The organism is Streptomyces sp. NPDC088707 (assembly GCF_044752725.1).
Classification (GTDB): domain Bacteria; phylum Actinomycetota; class Actinomycetes; order Streptomycetales; family Streptomycetaceae; genus Streptomyces.
In genome coordinates, this window is the sequence record NZ_JBIVLV010000018.1 from 11,827 (window position 1) to 29,675 (window position 17,849).

Annotated in this window: 20 protein-coding genes; 4 read left to right on the forward strand and 16 right to left on the reverse strand. The window is 69.6% G+C overall.

What is annotated here, in order from left to right; all coding sequences use genetic code 11:
• Window positions 1-36 precede the first annotated feature (36 nt).
• Window positions 37-741 (reverse strand): RNA polymerase sigma factor, encoded by a 705-nt coding sequence (locus tag ACIP84_RS36420; RefSeq protein WP_401804191.1) that lies wholly within the window; start codon window positions 739-741, stop codon window positions 37-39.
• A gap of 399 nt (window positions 742-1,140) precedes the next feature.
• On the opposite strand from ACIP84_RS36420, the gene ACIP84_RS36425 reads away from it, so the two are divergent.
• From ACIP84_RS36425 to ACIP84_RS36435, 3 genes are all read left to right on the forward strand, one after another.
• Window positions 1,141-1,359, forward strand: coding sequence for a hypothetical protein (locus tag ACIP84_RS36425; RefSeq protein ID WP_401804194.1), 219 nt, complete (start codon window positions 1,141-1,143; stop codon window positions 1,357-1,359).
• Window positions 1,360-1,644: 285 nt separating this feature from the next.
• On the forward strand, window positions 1,645-2,193 hold the full coding sequence (locus ACIP84_RS36430) for a hypothetical protein (RefSeq protein ID WP_401804197.1): 549 nt from the start codon (window positions 1,645-1,647) through the stop codon (window positions 2,191-2,193).
• Window positions 2,194-3,029: 836 nt separating this feature from the next.
• Window positions 3,030-4,229 carry a hypothetical protein gene (locus tag ACIP84_RS36435; RefSeq protein ID WP_401804200.1) on the forward strand — a complete coding sequence of 400 codons (1,200 nt, stop codon included), beginning with the start codon at window positions 3,030-3,032 and terminating at the stop codon, window positions 4,227-4,229.
• Between the two features lie 33 nt (window positions 4,230-4,262).
• Here the strand turns inward: ACIP84_RS36435 and ACIP84_RS36440 are convergent, their stop codons facing one another.
• Both ACIP84_RS36440 and ACIP84_RS36445 read right to left on the reverse strand, forming a co-directional pair.
• Window positions 4,263-4,679 (reverse strand): hypothetical protein, encoded by a 417-nt coding sequence (locus tag ACIP84_RS36440; protein WP_401804201.1) that lies wholly within the window; start codon window positions 4,677-4,679, stop codon window positions 4,263-4,265.
• 288 nt (window positions 4,680-4,967) lie between these two features.
• A complete protein-coding gene (locus ACIP84_RS36445; RefSeq protein WP_401804204.1) occupies window positions 4,968-5,210 on the reverse strand; it encodes a hypothetical protein in 243 nt (80 codons plus the stop codon).
• Between the two features lie 260 nt (window positions 5,211-5,470).
• Between ACIP84_RS36445 and ACIP84_RS36450 the strand changes: the two genes are divergently transcribed.
• Window positions 5,471-6,514 (forward strand): hypothetical protein, encoded by a 1,044-nt coding sequence (locus ACIP84_RS36450; protein WP_401804205.1) that lies wholly within the window; start codon window positions 5,471-5,473, stop codon window positions 6,512-6,514.
• Between the two features lie 127 nt (window positions 6,515-6,641).
• Here the strand turns inward: ACIP84_RS36450 and ACIP84_RS36455 are convergent, their stop codons facing one another.
• The 13 genes from ACIP84_RS36455 to ACIP84_RS36515 all read right to left on the reverse strand — a co-directional run bounded on the left by ACIP84_RS36455 (window position 6,642) and on the right by ACIP84_RS36515 (window position 17,828).
• A complete protein-coding gene (locus ACIP84_RS36455; protein WP_401804206.1) occupies window positions 6,642-7,061 on the reverse strand; it encodes a hypothetical protein in 420 nt (139 codons plus the stop codon).
• Entirely contained in the window at window positions 7,058-8,272 is a 1,215-nt protein-coding gene (locus tag ACIP84_RS36460; protein ID WP_401804209.1) for a recombinase family protein, read from the reverse strand. The genes ACIP84_RS36455 and ACIP84_RS36460 overlap by 4 nt, the downstream gene beginning before the upstream one ends.
• A 115-nt stretch (window positions 8,273-8,387) precedes the next feature.
• Window positions 8,388-9,143, reverse strand: coding sequence for a hypothetical protein (locus ACIP84_RS36465; RefSeq protein ID WP_401804211.1), 756 nt, complete (start codon window positions 9,141-9,143; stop codon window positions 8,388-8,390).
• 96 nt (window positions 9,144-9,239) lie between these two features.
• Window positions 9,240-10,232, reverse strand: coding sequence for a hypothetical protein (locus ACIP84_RS36470; protein WP_401804213.1), 993 nt, complete (start codon window positions 10,230-10,232; stop codon window positions 9,240-9,242).
• A gap of 205 nt (window positions 10,233-10,437) precedes the next feature.
• Complete coding sequence (locus ACIP84_RS36475) at window positions 10,438-11,235, reverse strand: hypothetical protein (protein ID WP_401804215.1); 798 nt, start codon at window positions 11,233-11,235, stop codon at window positions 10,438-10,440.
• 164 nt (window positions 11,236-11,399) lie between these two features.
• Window positions 11,400-12,404, reverse strand: coding sequence for a hypothetical protein (locus ACIP84_RS36480; protein ID WP_401804216.1), 1,005 nt, complete (start codon window positions 12,402-12,404; stop codon window positions 11,400-11,402).
• A 398-nt stretch (window positions 12,405-12,802) separates the two neighbouring features.
• Window positions 12,803-13,099: a hypothetical protein gene (locus ACIP84_RS36485; protein ID WP_401804219.1), complete on the reverse strand. Its 297-nt coding sequence runs from the start codon at window positions 13,097-13,099 to the stop codon at window positions 12,803-12,805.
• Window positions 13,100-13,101: 2 nt separating this feature from the next.
• Window positions 13,102-13,731, reverse strand: a complete 630-nt coding sequence (locus ACIP84_RS36490; RefSeq protein ID WP_401804220.1) for a hypothetical protein — start codon at window positions 13,729-13,731, stop codon at window positions 13,102-13,104.
• A 131-nt stretch (window positions 13,732-13,862) separates the two neighbouring features.
• Window positions 13,863-14,666: a hypothetical protein gene (locus ACIP84_RS36495; RefSeq protein WP_401804223.1), complete on the reverse strand. Its 804-nt coding sequence runs from the start codon at window positions 14,664-14,666 to the stop codon at window positions 13,863-13,865.
• 84 nt (window positions 14,667-14,750) lie between these two features.
• The gene (locus tag ACIP84_RS36500) at window positions 14,751-15,542 is read right to left on the reverse strand and encodes a hypothetical protein (protein ID WP_401804225.1); all 792 of its coding nucleotides are present in this window, start codon (window positions 15,540-15,542) and stop codon (window positions 14,751-14,753) included.
• 84 nt (window positions 15,543-15,626) lie between these two features.
• Complete coding sequence (locus tag ACIP84_RS36505) at window positions 15,627-16,226, reverse strand: hypothetical protein (RefSeq protein WP_401804227.1); 600 nt, start codon at window positions 16,224-16,226, stop codon at window positions 15,627-15,629.
• A gap of 175 nt (window positions 16,227-16,401) precedes the next feature.
• A complete protein-coding gene (locus ACIP84_RS36510; RefSeq protein ID WP_401804230.1) occupies window positions 16,402-16,848 on the reverse strand; it encodes a hypothetical protein in 447 nt (148 codons plus the stop codon).
• A 248-nt stretch (window positions 16,849-17,096) separates the two neighbouring features.
• Window positions 17,097-17,828, reverse strand: coding sequence for a hypothetical protein (locus tag ACIP84_RS36515; protein ID WP_401804233.1), 732 nt, complete (start codon window positions 17,826-17,828; stop codon window positions 17,097-17,099).
• Window positions 17,829-17,849 lie beyond the last annotated feature (21 nt).

Below are 17,849 nucleotides of genomic sequence, written 5' to 3' on the forward strand. Positions count from 1 at the left end.
CCGGACAGGCAGCTGTCTAGCTGCGCTGCGACGGCGCTATCCCTGCGACCCAACATCGTTCTTCTCCCTCAGCCTGACGGGCGTCGCTCGCTCGCCCACTTTCCGCTCCAAGTCGGAGGCGGACAGCAGATACATTGCCAGGTTGCTGTCACGATCCGGCATCAGGCGGCGGAGCTTAGCGAGCGCACGGCACTGCAACACCCGAATCGTACCCACAGCTTTGCCCATGATCTGCGCGGTCTCTGCGGTTGTGTACCCGCAGGTAATGCGGAGGGCGAGCACCATGTGCTGCGCTTCGGGGAGTTTGTTCAGCTTGTCCTTGATCGCCGTACGCAGGTCGTTCCACTCGGCAATCTCCTCTGGGCCCATCTCCGTGCTGGGAGCGTCCAGGTGCCAGAAGTCACCGGTCGGCTGTTCGAATCCACGGTTCTTCATCGGCCGGAAGTAGTCGACGTAGACGTTTCGAGCGATGGTCCAGACCCACGCCCAGATTCCGCCTCCGGTGTAGGTGTGGATGTTCTGCACGATCTTGACGAAGACCTCCTGCGCCAAGTCCTCGGCGGTGACGGGGTCTTGGATGCGACCGTGCATGAACCGCACGACCGGCTCGTACATGGCATCGAACAGCTCCGCGAGCGCGGCCTTGTTGCTGGGATCCTCGGCAGCGAGTGCAGCGGCAGCCTCAAGGGGGTGCCCGAACTCGCCGCTGCACGACGTGTTCGCGCTCGCGCTGGGCGTCAAGGGCATACCGCCTCGCTTCGGTCTTGATCGGGCTCAGGAACGCCATCTTCCGACAGGCGCGATCACGTCCGCCACCATCAATTCGCACGAGAGATCGAAAACTGATGGGCTGAGGCAAATCATCATCTACTGCTAGTACGTTGCAGTTCATCCCGCTTCTGATCCGCAGATAGGCGGGCGAATCCCCCGGCCCCGGTCAGCCGCGGGGGTCCACGTCCTGCATATGCCAGTTGCCAAACTGTTACGGAACCGGCCCTCCGCAAGTCACGTCTGCCCCTCATCCCTCAGTCCATGCGGCCGAATTGCACCGCCCCAGCCGTTCAGGACGCGGTGTGCACTATGGTGTGTGGTCACACCTGGGGACGAGCAACCCGGGCAACCAGTGAGGAGGAGGCAGCCATGGAGGCCACCCCCGTTGCGGACCGGATCAACGGGCTTCCGTTCGAGACGTGGCTGTGCGCCGAAGAGTTGGCTCGCTGCTTCGACCTTCCCGTCGACCAAGCCGTGAAGGTGGTCCGTGCCGGCCGCAGACAGGGCTCGATCACTGTCGACCGCAAGGGCGAAGTGCCACTGTTCATGCGCGTGCACCGGCACCGACTGCCCTGCTCGCGAAGCTGACTGGCTGGAACATGGGCCCGCTCGACTACGGTGAGGTGCCTGGTGGATCGGATTGCATTCAACTTGATAACCGGCCCCAGGCCGGTCCTTCCTCTGTGCCCGCGCGCAAGCGCGGCCTGCTCCTCGCGCGCTGAAAAGACTCACCAGCGCAAGAAGGGCATGGGGCCGGTTATCAACATGGTCGGGTTGGGCATGTCAGTTGAGTACGGGGAGTGCGAGCATGCTCCCCTGCAACCCCACGGGCGGGTGCTCTCCCGCCCGGCAAGACGACTCGGGAACGAACAGATGGCGGAGGAAAGCATCACCGCATGGCGGAATCGCGCCGTCTTCCGGCTGGAGGAAGCCCGAAGAGTTGGCGACGTCTCCCGCCTCCAGAGCATCCTTGTCGAGCTGGAACAGGTCCACGTGGCCCTGGGCGAACGTCGCGTGGGCACGGTCGAAGAGCAGCAGGTCTACCGGCTCGCGCGCTCAACGAGCACACCGGTGCCAGAGCTGAGCGCTGTAGGCGTCAACAGCAACCACTGGCCCCTCCCCCAGGGCAACAGCCCGGCCGTGGCCGAGCCTGAGCTCGCCTCACAGGAGACGCAGGCGCGGATCTCCGACCTGTTCGCCTCCGCAGGCCCCTTGTCCGACCGTCGCCAGCCGCCGGACCGCTACGAGGCGCGCCACCGAGCGCAGGACGGCCAGATGCACCAGGGCAGACCCCTGCCTTGGGCAATCTGGGACGTCCGCGAGGATGTGGCCGTGGCCTACCTGCCGGACAAGGAGTTGGCCCAGTACCAAGCCGGCCTGGCTTCCGACCGGGTCGCAGCCAAGCGAGGACGGTCGACTTGACTAACTCTCACCGACACGGCGCGCACGTCAAGATGACCCGCCCGGGGGACGGAAAGGTCTAGTCTGTGTCCACGATTACCGTCAGCGATCATGTGTCTTCTTGCTTCGGCGAGGAGAGCGGGCGGTAGCCCCAAGCCCATACAACCGAAAAGACCCCGCCGCTCCGCTGCAAATCAGGCTTCCCAACCTTCGCAGCAGAGCACCCGGCGGGGCTCTTTCGGGAGACCTAGCAAGAGGACTGGTCTCTATGACCACCAATGTACCCGCCAGAGGGCGGGGATACGCAACGAGTAGGCCCACCGGGCGGCGCGTCGTGCGCCGGCATCCGGTGGGCCTAGGTGCGTTCTTCGGTGGATCGGGCTGTGCTGTCTCCCCCTCGACGGAGGTCTGCCCTACGCATCAGGCGATCGTGGCATCCGCTCGTCCGTCTCTCCCCCTGTGGAGGTCGTCGTGACCTAACCCCTACCCGACGGGCTGTGATCGTCGGTCGCCGTTACCAGCGGCTTCCGTTGTCCAGCTCCGTCCGCGGATCACTCGTTGGCGACGAGCTGGCCGCTTCCTACTCGGGTCCTGGCGTGGACCCGTTGGCACCCCGCATTACCAGTGCGGTTTAACCGGTTCATCCCTGAACCCCCGTTACCGAGGGCCTTTTGTGTGCGCTCGGAACCCCGAAGCACGGAGTCATGATGCCCCATGCGCCTGCGCGCGGCCAGTCCATCCTGCCGACGCGCCGACAATTCACCGATCGTCGCCGTATCTCTGGCTCATCATCGCCGCATCGTCCCTCTATCTCCCCCCGCACCGCGGCAACCGTCAGCCGCGGTCTGTCGCAAGCGATGGCGGACCTATTGCTCGACGGCGACGTCGAAGGGCGATACCCCGGCAGGGACGACAGTCATGAGGGCTACAGGCTGACGATGGCTCTTGCGGTCGGCGCCTCCCAGCCCGGCCGAGCCTGGAAGCCTGCCGACTTCCACTACGCCCTTCTGTACGCACCGACGGAGGGTGGGAGCTGGGCCCGCCGCCTCCGTGCGAACAAGGGCACGGAGTACGCCGAGGGCAAGCTCACGGGGATGCTGCTGAAGGCCCGGGAGTTCGTCGACCAGCGGCCGGCCATCACCTGTCGCGCAAGTGGATGGGAAGCTGTAGAGCGGCACCGCAACCTCGTGGACGATGCAGAGTGGCCGACCAAGGGTGGCGGAGACACCGACCTGAAGAACCTCACAGTGCGCCTGGCCGAGTGTGAGCGGGGCGGGGGCCTGGATCACGAGCTGTCGCTTCGCCGGCAGGCCGAGCTGATGGGGTGCGCGAAGCAGACCGCGGCCAACAGCAATCGACGGCTGATGGAGAAGGGCTGGCTGCGGCTGAGGAAGTCGGGAGCTGGCTCGGAGCAGGGATCTCAGTGGCGCCTGACTCAGCCTCGTGAAGAGGGTGACATGGGTGCGGGACCAGGACACCCTCCAACCTCAGGCCTTCGGGGGGGCAGGGACGGTGTCCCAGGCGTGCACACGGACACCAAAGCCCTAGCCCGGTTGGTGGGTGACGACGCGTTCCACAGATACGGGCACGGTACGAGCGGTGCTCGCCTTCTCGTGCTGCTCGACCCGGTGGACGGGCTGAGCGCGACAGCGCTCCAAGGGCTGACCGGGCTGCACCGTACGACCATCGCTCGGCGTACCCGTGCGCTGGTTGAGGACGGCCTGGCGGTCGAGGTAGAAGGCCTGTTCTACCTCGCGCCCTCGTTGGCGGGCCCTGCCGGACTTGACCCCACCGAAGCGGCACTGCGCCTGGCCGCGGAGGCTCGCGGGACTGCTGGATTCGGGGAACGCCGTCGGCGCCGGCATGCGAGGGACCGCAGGAACTACCGGCTGTGGAGGTCGGCAAAGAAGGAGAAGCGCCGCGAAGAGCGGCGCAGGATCGTCCCTGAGGGCGTGGTAAGCCTGGTGACCGGAGAGATCGTCGATCGGGAATGGCTGGGTTGGGACGTGTCCGACCCCTATAAGCCCGTCCCACTTCCGGGATGGGCCGCCGCCTGAGTCGCGGTGTTCCCCGTGGGAACAGCCGCGGGATCAGTCGATCCGGATGGCAGCCCAGGTCTGGTAGGCGTTCTGTGCCTCGTGGGTGCCGTGCTCGTCGGAGATGTTTCCGACCGCTCCCATGCTGTGGCGACTGCCGACAAACGGCGGCTGCGTGTGCTCAACCGAGACGAAGACGTGTTGCTGGTCAAGCCAGACCTCGCCCAGCACGCTGTCCTCGACGGTTCGAGAAGAGGCGAACTCCACCAACTCCGTCACGCATGCCTGCACTTGGCGCACCGTGCGCTGCGCCGACTCTCCGGATCGGTTCAGCATCAGCGGCAGTACGCGGCCGACTACAGTCCAGGCCTGCATAGGCGCAGACGCATTGCGGGAGAGCACGAATCGACTTCGGTGAGTGATCGTCAGGCCGACAGGAAGCGTTGCTGCAACGGGCAGTCCTGCCGCCACCGTGCTGGGTCGCCCCCGTGAACCCTCCGGCCAACGAGCCCGCCATGAAGACGCTCGTGCGCTGGACATTCCGGCAGCATTCCTACCGGACATAGTGGTGCTGTTCTCTGCCGAACCGGTCGTCACGGCTTTAATCCCCCCAAAAAGACACACCGAACAAGAGTTCGGTAACGATCTAGTGCGTATCCGGGGACGGGTGGGGGCCGTTCCTGGAGTTGGGCCGTCTGGGAGGCAGGCCCCCCACCCTCCAGACGGCCCTCTAAGAGCAGCGCTGCCCCTAGGTATGGCTCAGCCCCACTCGGGGTCCAGCTTCGCTGTCGGCGTGGCCTCGGCGTTCCCTGCGGGGTCGTCCTGGATCAGGGCGACCGGAGCCTTACCCCACTCCGGATCCGCCAGGACGGCCGACGGCGTTACGACGCCCCACTCGGGGTCGGCCAGGGCCGCCGAAGCTCCACCCGTGCCGGCTATCAGCAGGAGGGCGGCCGCAAAGGCGCCAGTGAGGCCCGCGAGAGCCGTACGCAGATGCTTCATTCGATTCCACCTTCTTCATGGTTGTGCGAACACGCGAGCCTCGGTCGTATCAGAACTGCTTCCGCGCTGTCGCGTTGTCGCGCAAGGCATGGCCGAGTTCACCTCTCCGGTCAGCCCGGCCATGCAGAAACCTGCTGGTGGCCGCCACCTGGAGTCGACGAACATCTACGTTCGAGCTTGATTGATTCTGGCTTCAAAGATCAAGCTGCGGAGCATGCGCGTACACGCACTTGCGTGAACTAGTAAGGGGAGAAACTTACGTGAAAGAGCAAGAAGCGGGCAAAACGTCAGTCGGGGTGAGCTGGCTCTCGCCCGAGGCTCGCTCCTTGTACACCCAGATGGCCGACGGCCTGCAACACGTCCCGGGCGGCACCCCCGGCCTGGCCGAACTGTTGGAGCGCGAGCTCATCCTCGCCAATCACTGGAAGGCAGAGCACTACGTCCTGCTTGACAGGGGCAGCGTCTTCCGGCGTCAGGCCGAGAAGGAGCTGCGAGACGTCCAGGAGACAGTCGCCCGGATCCTGAACACGGCCCAACTCGTCGAGGAACTGCCGCAACGAACTTCCAGCGAAGAAGGCGGCATGAAGTTCCTCGCCACCATCGAGGAATGCCGGGCAGCGATCGTCGAGTCGATGCACGACATCAAGTCCTCCGTCTGGACCGCCCAACCCGTCGACCGCACTCCCGAGACCATGGAAACCACGAAGCAACGCGACCTCGACAACCTCGCCAGGGGCATCCGTTACCGCACGATCTACCTCGACAGCGCACGCCATCAACCACACCAGAAGGAGTGGGCGGAAGCTGTGACCGAGCGCGGAGCAGAAGTACGCACCCTTCCCGGAGGTTTCCACCGCATGGTCCTCGTCGACGCCGGCGTCGAGGGCAACCCCGGCGCCAGGCTCAAGGGGCGCGCCATCATCTCGGACCACCGTCCTGGCCCCGGCTACCTCAGCCGAAACACCGGATGGCTTGTAACCAACCCAGGCATGGTCGCTCAACTTGCCGCCGTCTACCAGGAACAGTGGAACCGCGCAGACCCCTGGACCGGTGGCTACGCGCGCTTCTCGGGCTCCGCCGACTTCACATCCGACGACGAGAAGATCTTTCGAGGGCTCCTCGCCCGGCGGACGAACGAAGCCATCGCGAGCGAGCTGGGCGTCGACCTCAGGACAGTCACCAATCGGCTCGGCCGGATCTACCGCAAGCTGAACCTCAAGCCGGGCGACAAATTCTCGCTCGGAATGGCCTATGAACGTCACCTCGCGCAGGTCCGAGAGCAACGTAACAAGTCCGAAGCCTGACCATCTGACCTGGTTGGCCCCCCGCCAAAGACGCGGTCGCAGCCGGATACGAGGGGCCCCGGATGAACCGTGGCCCCTCGTCTGCTGTCCGCCCGGGAGCAGACAGCATCCGGCTCACAGGCCGCATTCAGGGGGCTTGCGTGCCGAGGTCGCCAGTCCTGAGCTGCGCCGGCTCGTTCGGCGCGGCATCCACATCCTCTGCGGACGGCTTGAGCCGGTGCTCGGCGATGATCGACTTCACGACCCTGACCGGCTCGCCCGTGGCAAGGGCGATGTCGCTCAGCGACGTACGCCGAAGGAGGAAGGCGCTCACCGCCACGGTCAAGGCCTCCATGCGCGCGGCATCCGCAGCACGCAGCCTCTCCAGCTCGGGCGACTCCGCGATGAGCGTCACCTCGGCGGTGACACCCACGAGCGCCAGGCCCTCGGCGACGCTGGCACGGGCCCGCTTCAACGTCGTCCCGTGGCTGTAGACGCCGTGCTCGGGAACCTGCACGACCCACTCGCGCCCGAGGCGCAGCGCCGTGGCCCTGATGCTGTCGCTCATTCCCCACCCTCCAGGGCCGTGATGATCTGCTGGGCGACCATGTCCGGGACCGGCGTGGGCAAAACCCACTGCCGGTCGCCGATTCGGTAGAGCGTGTGGCCGGCGTTGCTGCTGATCGAGGTAACCGTGAGCCCCCGCCTGGCGGCCGCCGCGCGGATCCGCAGCAGCGGGCCGCCGTTGGTTCCCGCCCGCAACGAGGCGGTGACCTCCTGGGCCTGCTTCCACTGCTCCAGGCTGACGACGGCGTCGTGCACGGGCCGCGGCGACCAGACCCACTGAGAGATGGGGTTCCACACGGAGTGGCCCGCCCGCCCGGTCCGGGACGCCTTGCGGTTGTAGACCTGGTAGCCGGCGAGCTTCGGGTTCGCGAGCAGCCCCTCGACGCGGTTGTGCGTCCACCTGCCGTCGATCGGGTACCGGTCCGGCTCGGCCGACAGGATCGCAACGATGTCGGCCGACTTGAGGTGCTCCGCCCGCCGCAGACGGTGGAGCTCTGCGGCTGCCTCGAAGCGACGTTCGTCCGGGTGCCGGGCCAGCTTCCTCTTCGGCCGCTGGTCTCCGAACCGGCCCCGGGCTGCGACCGGCGCGTCCTCGTCGACCACGGTGATGTACGGGTAGGGCGCGTAGCCGTGGTTCCAGCCGCCGATGGCGTGCTGGTGCTGCCCGCCCGTGGACATCTCCATCAGGACGGCGCGGTAGACCTCCGCCTCGACCTGGCCGTAGCGGCGAGAGCGCAGCCGACCGGACTCGGTGCCGCCCAAGGGCTCGTTGGCGTACACCACCTCCACGCCAGCCTTCTGGAGCGCGTGCTCCACGTTGAGGCCGGTCAGCATGGCGCGCGCGACACGGTCCGAACGCTCGGCCACCACGTGCGTGATGCCCATCAACTCGGCCCGGTCAAGCAGGTCTGCAAGGCCGCCGTCACGGGGGGTCGGGACGCGCAGCGCGTCGTACATCTCCTGAGGACCGAGGCCCCGGGATTCCGGCGGGAGCATGCCGGATTCGACGTCCCAGAAGTGCCCCGCGAACTTCTCGCCCTCTTGGAGGGCCTGGGAGGCGAGGACCACCTGCCGGGGGATAGAGCTGGAAGGGTTCTGGTTGTCCTTGGTGGAGACGCGGCCGCAGAAAGCGACTCGGCGGGGGCGGACGTCCACCTGCGCGAAGTTCGGCAGGCTACTGAGATCGATGGGTGGCCCGAACAGCTGATTCATGATGCTCCTGGGGAACAGGCCGGGTCGGGGTGAACCCGGCGAACGGGTCTCAGCGGGCGGGGTGCTCGGCGCGCAGGGAGGCCGCCGCACAGCCGGGCCCGCCTTGTGCTGGCGGTCAGTCGGCGTTGGTGCGCGATCCGGTCCGGCCCATGTCGTAGGCGGTCTGGGGCACGAACCGGACGGGCCAGGGCAGGCGCACGGGACGGTGGCGGCGGCCGTCCTCCGGCTTGTGCACGAGGACCCGGGTGGAGGGACGCCACTCGTGCGACTCGGGCAGCTCGCCGACGCCTCCGCCGTCGAACGCCCTGGTCGTCTCGACGGCGTACACGTCGCCCTGGCGTCGCACCCGTCGGCCGTTGGCCAGGGCCTTCTTCACCGTGGCCGGGGTGAGCCAGTCGAGGGCCTCCTCGACCGTCGTTACGCTGCCTGGCACCCGCGCGGCCCACGGGCCGGATCCGGCGTCGTCCCGGCCCCACAGGTAGCTCAGCCGCACCCGCCGGGCGGGGGACTTGCCGTACGCGCGCCAGCCTTCGGCGTGCACGAGCACCAGGCCGTCACGCTGGTTGGTGAGTTCCAGGCGTGCGGTGCCGTACTGCCCCTCGATCTCCGTCTCACCGCCGCGGCGGTGGATCTCGGTGTGGACGCGCCGCATCAGGTGCTCGTACGCCCGCTGTTCCACCGGCCGCGGGGTGGGCACAGGAGCGTTCAGCCGGGCTCTCTTGCGGCGGAGCAGGGTGATAGCGGTCATCGACCGCTGACCGGGCATCTGGTGGGTCGCCAGGTACGAGGCCAGGGCGGCAGGGTTGGGGACGATGTGCGCTGGCGGGCGACGTGATGGCATGGCGGCCCCGAAGGGCGCGGTGGCGGACATGGTGAGCCTCTCCCTGGTGTGGACAGTTACAGGAACCGGAGTTCCGCACCTCCCCGCCCGTGCCAGGAGCGCGGGCGGGCAGTGCGGCACCCCGGGTCAGCGCTGGCCGACGGTCCGGGCGAAGTTGTCGACGGCGCGGGCGACGTGGGCGGAGTCCTCGGCGATCGTGGAGTCGTCGGGCGCGGGAGTGAGGGTGGTGACGTAGTCGCCGTCTTGGTCGTGGACGCCGGCGCTCCACCGCTCGTGCTGGGAGGCGGGGCGGTCGACACGGTCGTCCGAGTTGATCCGGATGTGGATGCCGATCTCGCTGTCGCTGTCCTCGGTGATGCGCGGGTCCAGCGGGACCACGAGCCAGGTGTGCCCGCCCTCGCTGTCCTGGTAGGAGGTGAAGCCGTACGCGGCGAGCGCGGCCCGGAGAACGTCGCCGCCGGTCTGCGGCGGTGCGATGTCCGTGGGGATCAGTTCCATGCGCAGGCCGGGCGCCGCGACGTACAGCCGGCCGTGCGGGTCGCGCAGCACGTGGGTCTGCTCCCGCTCGAACCACTTCGACAGCATGGAGCGGACCCGGCTGCGGGTAACGACGCCGTGGTGCATCTCCCGCCAGAGCAGGGTGGGGCTGTGCGGGTCGGAATGCAGCACCGTCACGGTGTAGCCGGGGGCGGTCACATCGCGCTGCGAGCAGGACTCCAGGGGGCTCGCGAGCATGCGCACGCGCTGGTCGTTGCTCACGTCCGGCCGGTCCAGCCAGGCGCGCTCCAGCTTCGCGGACTCATGGGCGACGTCGGCGGCCGCGCTCCAGGCCGAGGCGTACCGGTGCTCGGGGGTGCACCGCTTGAGGTCCTCGGTGAGCTGCGTACGCTCCTCGGCCGCGTCCGGGGACGGCGGGTAGAGAACGCTGCGGGCGTCGAGCTTCGCGACGGCCGTCCGGGCGCGGTCGATGTCCAGGTTCAGCCGGTGCATGACGGCCCGCGCTTCGGCGCGGTCCTTGCTGCTGACCTCGATGGCGAGGTTGACCCGGGTGGACTCCATCGTCCGCAGGGCCGAGGTGCGGGCGGAAGTGGGCAGGTGGGCGAAGTCGTTGGGCGTCATCGCGACAGCTCCGTGTGAGTGGGGCAGCACGCCGGCGGGCGCGGCCGAGGAAGAAGGGAGGCGGCAGGGCCGCAGAGGGCGCGGCAGGGCGCGCCAGGACGGGCGCCATGCGCCCATCCACGAAGGAAAAGTGAGCACCATGTCAGAAGGGCTCAGGGGGAGCCCGGCCGCCGCGCCAGGGGAAGCGCGCGGCGACCGGGGGGTCTTACAGCGCGGCGATGGCGCGGAGCTGGTTGTCCATCGAGCCCCACACCGTGAGGGTCGCGGGCCCGTCCTCGCGGAGCAGGTGAAGCTGTACCTCGACGGCGCCGTCCACGAACAGCGACGTGGTGGTGGGGCCGACGCCGTGCACGTTGTGGGTGTCCCCGGCGCGGAGGCCGGGTGCGGCCGCCCGGATCTGCTCGGCGAGCGGCCCGTATACCGGGTTGGAGAGGCGCGGGTCGCGGTTGTGGGTGTTGATCGAGCGGAGCACGGTGGTCGTCTGGTCGACGGTCAGGTGGTGGAACTCCACGCGCGAGGCGGTGAAGTCCGGGGTCTCGTCGTGGTAGCTGTCCCGGGTGACCTTGGTGCTGTGCGTGACCTGGGCGCGGGTCCCCGGGATCGTCCAGTGGGTGCGGGCCTCGCCGTGGTACCACGTGGTGCGGGCGCGGGAGGGGGCGACGCACGCGACCTTCGCGGCCGTCTGGCGGGTGCGGCTGACGGCGGCGAAAGCGCCCTCCAGCTCGCCGGTCACGATGTCGGCGAGGGCCTTGCCGAGGGCGGCGGGCGTTTCCGTGGCGGCGCGCGTGGACGCTTCCCTGTGGGTGCCGTCGTCCAGGAGGGCGCGGGCGTGCACCTCGACGCCTCGGATGCCGACGAGGATGCGGTGTCCGCGGTGGGAGCGGAGGACGCCTGCGGCGCTGGCCATCCAGTCGCGACGCAGGATTCCACGGGCGGCCTCCAGGACCGCGAGGGTGGTGAAGGGCGCTTTGGCCGCGGGGGCGAGGACGGTGGTCTGAGACACGGGCGTGCCTTCCTGGTTGATACGGAGCGTTGTCGTTGGGCCGCTCGCTCGTGCGGTCCAACAAGAAAAACTGTACACCATGTCCATCGGGTGGGGGAAGGGGGCCCTGCTAAATCGGGCCCCCGTGCCGGAGGTGTTCCCACGGGGAACAGTCCGCGCCCCCGTCACTCCGCCGGCGGGAACGCCTCGTACCAGCCGTCCCACGCCGGGTCGGCTTCGACCGTCCAGCCGGCCGCCCGCAGCACCTCCGCCGCGCGCTCGATCTCGCCCGGGTGCTCGCTCCCGATCTCGGACAGGTGCACGCCGCGCCCGATCTCACCGTCGTGCGGCGGGCCGACGAGGAACCCGGACGCCTCGCACATGACGCCACCGTCCCCGAGTTCCACCCCGTACACCACCGGGTGCAGCTCGGCCTCGACGAGCAGCGTGATCGCCGCGTCCATGTCCGCCGTCCGCGTCCACTTGGGGAAGAAGCCGACGGACGGGGCGGAGGCCTTCGGCGCCCACTGCACGACGCTCCCCGGTCGAGGGACGTACGTCACCATGGGCCCGCTGTGCTCCAGCTCGATACCGTGCCGCAGAGCGTTCGCGACGTCGACCAGCGCGTCAAGCCGCTCGCGCTGAACCGGCTCCGGGTGGCCGTCGCCCGTGTCCAGGTCCCGGCGGAGCCACATGAAGCCGTCCCCCAGAACCTTGTCGGCGCTCGTCAAGTAGTTGAGCAGCCCCGGCTCACAGGCCATGCGGGCATCGGTGAGCACGTGGCGTCGTTCGGCACGCATCGCCCCGGACGCGGCCTTCCTCTCGCTCGCCGCCGTCCCGATGTGCACCCGGGTCCACCGGTCCATCACCAGCCATGGAGCCGAGAACGGGATGTCGGAAGCGGCGGGCGCGAAGCGAGGGCTGGAGGTGTCGTGCGGCCGGTCGTTCACGAACACGTCCTCGCGGTCGGGCGCGATCGTGACCGCGTACCCCTCGCGGGTCAGGGTCTCGATGATCTGGTCCTGGATGTTCTGGCGGGTGTGCGCCGACGCCGGCCGGGCGGGCGTGCCGTTGTGCCAGCGGACGAACATGCGGCGCGGCTCCTGCCGGTCGATGGACTCCACGCGGAACCCGTCGTGCCCCTCCCCCGGGCTGTACTCGGGGAAGGTACGTGCGAGTAGCGTCGTCACGCGGGCTGCAAGGTCAACGGACCGGACGACGATGGGCGGTTCGGTGCGGGTCATCGGGATCTCTCCTGGTCTCTGGTGAGGGGGAAGCGAAGCGGGGCCGTAGAGCCCCGAGGACGGCGCGCCACGGCGTTCGGGACACGACGCGGGTGACGGCGACTACGGCACGGAGGTCGAGCCCGTCGGCGGGCATCTCGACCGTCACGGGAGGGCGGGCCCGGTCGTGGCGCCGTACGGTCACGCGCACCACGCCGGCCCGGACGGGGACCACAGTCACGTCGACCCGGACGCGCCGGGTCTCGACCGCCCCGTCAGCCTCGACGGTGCCGCACACCCGCCGGGCGAGTTCGTAGCGCAGGGCATCGGCGCGCAACGCCAGCTGCGCGCGCGCCCACGAGCGTTCAGCGGTCATCGGTCAGGCTCGGCGGCCCGTCGGGGAACATCGCCAGGTACTCCAGGTGCTCGCGGCCGAGCCGGGCGATCTCCTCGTCGTGGAACCGGTGACCGATCATGGCCGCGCACTCCCGCGCGAGCAGGAACCGGCCGTGCAGCCACCGCAGGGTGGAGTCCGGCGGCCACGTGGCGGTGGCCCAGACGGATTCCCAGTCGTGCCCGGCCTCGATCAGCGCGGCCACGTACTCGTTGAACTCCCGCGTCAGGATGTCGCCGAGCCGGCCGCGCTCCTTCGTGTTCGACACGGCTACGCCTCCGCCGGGGCGCCGGACAGCACGAACACGTGCAGGCACTTCACCGGCGGCATGCCCGCGTCCCGCCGCCCGTCCTCGAACTTCTCGTACCGCGCGTAAAGGCGCCCCGCGGCCGCGTCGTAGGACAGCTCGGGGCGGATCTGCTCGGTGAGCATCACGCCCAGGAGGTGAGCCGTGTCCCCGAACTTGATGGTCCGGCTGAAGTCGTACGCGATGTCCTCGTCGTACTCGGCAATCAGGTCCCGCAGCGGCACCAGGTCGCCCGTACGGCTGGACGTCACGTACTGGGCGAAGGACTGGAAGTCGCCCACGGGAAGGTGGCCGAGGTCGAGGCGGCCGTGCAGTGCCGCGCCGGGCAGGATCTCTCCCGGGGCCACGGGCACGAAGCGGTGCCGCACGTCCCAGTGCACGACCGCCCGGTGCAGGAAGGAGCGCACCTCGACGTCGGTGAGGTAGCCGCTCCCGTCGTCCGGGGTCGGCCGCCACCCACCGTCGACACGGGTCCAGGCGGCGCCGGTCTCGGGCCACTCGTAGCGGTCGCCGTCGGCGAAGAGGAGCGGGGTGGACGGCGGCGGGAACACGGCCGGCCGCGGGGTCGGGGTGGACCTGGTGGTGATGGTCACTGGGGGATCTCCAGGAGGTGGGGTTCGACGGGGCACGGTGCGCCCTGCGCACGGCCGTCACGACTACGGCCGAGGGGAGGGAGCAGCGGACCGGCGGCCCGGGACAGTGGCGCCCCGGGCCGGGCGGACGTTCAGATGCGGGAGAGGGCGTCGTTGAGCGCGGTGCGGCGCTCGCCGAAGGAGTACAGGCCGAACGAACGGACCGTGCCCCCGCTGCCGTCCTCGGCGATGCGCTGCACAACCACGGCGCCGTACGGCTCACGGATGCTGGGCGGGTCGACGCGGAACAGGTACACCGCGCCCCCGAGCCGGCGGGCGTACTCCCAGTCCCCGTCGGGCATCGGCTGTCGCATGCCGACGACGAACAGACCGTGCGAGCGGGCGAACTCCACCAGAGCCAGCCGCACTTCCACGAGCGCGAAGTACGGCACCGCCCGCCGGATGGAGCCGAACAGCTTGGTCATCGCCCCGTCGAGCGCCCGGCCGTCAGCCGACCCGCTTACGGCGGACACGATGACCTGGATGGCCGTCGCGCCGTCCCGGTGCGCCCGGTCCCACGCCCGCCGTACCGCGGAGCCGCCGATCGCGGTGTTGCTCCGATGGGTGGCGTGCACGGCGAGCTCCGCCACGGCGAGGATCGCGGCGTCTCCCAGCTCCCGGCTGTCGGGGGTGTGGATGAACGAGGACACGGCGCGCTCCGCCTTGTCGAGCACGGCCCACGTCTCAGCGTCCTTCGCAAGGCTGACGGCCCGAAGCGCATTGGTCACCGCCCGGTGCGCCTGGTCGTCGATGAGGGGGAACGCGCACAGGGCCGTGTCCAGCCCGCGCACAGTGGCCGGGGATCCGTACTCCTCGACGGCGCGCACGGCGTTCTGCCCGGCGGTCAGCAGGGCTCGCGCATCGGTGACGGTCACGGCGTAGGTCTCGGTGGTCATGCGGGAGTCCTCCAAGGGTTCATGGGGAGAGTCGGGGCGGACAGCCGGCGGGGCGCGCGGAGCGCACGCCCCACCAAGGCGGGGTCACAGGGAGCTGACGAACCGGGCGAGCGCCTTGCGGCGGGTGCGGGCGGTCAGTGCGAACGTGCGCGTGGGCTCGTACGAGCCGGAGAGGCGGACAATCACGCGTCCGTGGGGGAAGTCCTCCAGGTAGCCGCCCTCCGTGAGCTCGAAGACCCACCGCTGCGACCCGAGAACCCGGGTCCACTCGGCACGGCCGCCGTTCATCCGGGCGATGCGCGGGCCGATGGGGAGCAGGCCGTACCGGCGTGCGGCGTACTCGGCGAAGTGGGCAGCGGCCATCACTGCCGTCCACGTGACAGCGGATCGCATCCGGTCGGCGAACTCCGTCGACGTGCGCACCATCTGGTCGTTGGCCTGCCGGGCGTCGGTGCGCCGCAGGATGATCCCCACCAGACGCGTCCCCGCCTCAGCGGCCCGGGACCACGGGTCGAGCGGGTGCTCTTCCATGTCGGCCCGGTACTCGTGGCAGAGGGACAGGAGCCGCATGGCATCGCTCATCGCGACTGTCGCGTACGCGGGCGTCCAGCTCGGCATCATCCGGGTGAGGTCGGTGACCGCGTCGTCCATGTGGTCGATCCGCCCGAAGAGCTGGGATTCCTCGGCGCGCTCCAGGACCCGGAGGAGGGACACGTACATCTCGCTGTCCTGGACCACGTTCGAGGGGCCGCCGGGCAGCGCCAGGGCGGCCCGGGACAACGCCGCGAGGGTCGAGAGCCCCGGGGACTGCCGGACGGCGCGGATGGCGGCATGGAAGGCCAGGAGGGGCGTGCGGTAGTCAACGGGGTTGGTCACGGCGGAGTTCTCCAGGAGGCTCACGGTCAGGTGGGGGTGGGCCGGCGGGGGCGCGCACGGACGGCACGCCCCCGCGGCAGGAGGTCAGAGGACGACGACGTACGTCGACAGGTCGCAGAGGGCCAGGACGGCGGCGTAGGTCATCAGGGCGTGCGACTCCGTCTCCGTCGGCTGCTCGGCCGGGATGAACGCGAACGTCACGCCGCCCTCCGCGCAGCGCATGAACACGGTCCCGGTCTCGGCTAGCGACACCTCGAAGTGCTCGCCGCAGGACGGACCGCCGTGCGCGGGGACCAGAGCCGCCTGCACCGCTCCCCACGGGCCGGACCCTCCCCGGACCCCGGCGAGGCCGGTTCCGACGCCGGTCGAGCACACGAGGTACGTCCGACCCGGCTCGAACGGCTTCTCCCCCGAGAGCACCGGCCGCCCGGGAAGGGGCGCGTCGGCCGGGACTTCGGCCGGGGCCACCATCGGCACGCGGCCCAGTTCAGTCAGGCGCGACGGGCTGACGAACAGATCCCGGATCGTCGCGTCGTCCACGCTGATCGGGTCGTCCTTGCACGTCGAGCACTCCCAGACCCCGGACGCGAGACGCACCACGGTGCACGACCCGACGGTGATGCGATCACCGGGCATGAACGCGGAGGGGACCACCGGCAGCACGGACGGGGACAGCAAGGTCATGACGACTCCAGACAGTTCGGTAGGGGCGGGCGCGGATGATGGCCCGGGGCACTCGCTTACGGCGCGCCCTGAACCCGGCCGCGACGGAGAGGGCGGCGCGGCCGGAGACGGGAGGCAGCGGGAGCGGAGAGCCGGAGCGGGGTGGCGGAGGAGCGCATCCCGGCCAGCCGTCGGGTCAGACCCTGAGGGCGTGGAACGAGTGGCACGCGACGGTGTAGGGCCGCCCGTGGTGCAGGAACGGCTGACGGCACCGCAGGCACAGCCGGTTCGACGGGGAGTCCGGGCGCGGCTCGACGTCGAACTTCTCGCACGCGGTGGCGTTCGGGTTGCGGTGCTCGCTCTTCCACTGGCCGCATTCACCGCACGTCGGCGTACGGGGCGTGGGAAGCGGCCGGGCCACCTGCACCATCACGTGGAACATCCCGGCGGCGTAGGTGAACCCCACGGTCTTGGACAGGTCGTCCAGGGCGAGCGCGCCGCCGCACTCCTTCGCGTTGATCAGCAGGGCCCGCAGCAGCGCACCGGACATGGGACGCGGGTTCGGCGTGCCGGGGATCAGGTCAGAGGCAGGGGTAGCGGTGACCGCGTACGCCGCGAACGTCACCTCGGACACGTCGGTCAACGGCCGGAACATGGCGGACCGCCGGTCATCACGGACAGCAGACATGGAGAACTCCCAGGAAGGGCGAAGGAAGAAGAAGGGGCACCCTGGCCGGACCGGACCGCGTCAACGGTGAGACCGAGGGGCAAGGCTGTGAGCAGCGCAAACGGGCTCTCGTGGAACTGATGAGACCGTCCTACGCGCGTGCGGGGGGCGCGGGCCGGCCGGGGCGCACCGGGTGGGTGCGGCGCGCCCCGATGGGCGGCGGGTCAGCGGGGGATGCGAACGGTGACGCGGCGGGTGATGCGCCACCGCAGCAGTCCGGCGCGGTACTTGAAGTTCTTCCAGTGCGGGGTACGGCGCCACTGGGCGTAGGCGACTCGGAGGCGGGCGAGGGGGCGCAGCTCGCCGCGCGTCTCGGTGCCGTCGTAGACGTAGGCGAGGATCGCGGTGGCGACGGTGCGCGGGGACGCGGTCGCGGGGGCGATGGTTTCGGCGGCGGACCACCCGGAGTCGTCGGTGAAGTCCTGCATCGCGATCTCCCACCCGTCGGGGCCCTGGACGACGACGTGGTGTCCGCCGTGGCAGTGGCCGGTGATGACGGTGAGCCCGTAGCCCTGGCACTGGGCGACGCCGGTGGTGACGTCGAGGAGTCCGGCCCGGATGATGTGGGCTTCGATCGTGCGGAGGGTGGCGCGCTCCTGGCTGTGGGTGTGGAAGGCGCGGTTCTGGCGTTCGCCTTCGGACCACGTGTGGCCGTCGCTGTCCCGGTAGTCGGCCGAGAGAGCGAGGTCGAGCACCTTCACGGCCCGTGCGGCGTCCCCGTCGTAGTCGGGGGCCGGCGTGGTCCACACGGTGGTGTCGAGCGTGCTCGTCCAGACGGTCTCGGGGTCGGGGGCGTCGAGGGAGACGGTGACGTCGGCGATGCGGCCGTCCGGTTCGCGGCTGACAGCGATGAACAGGGGCTCGGGGGCGCTGGGCTTGTCGAGGGTGACGGACATGGGTGTCCCCTTTGGTTGGGT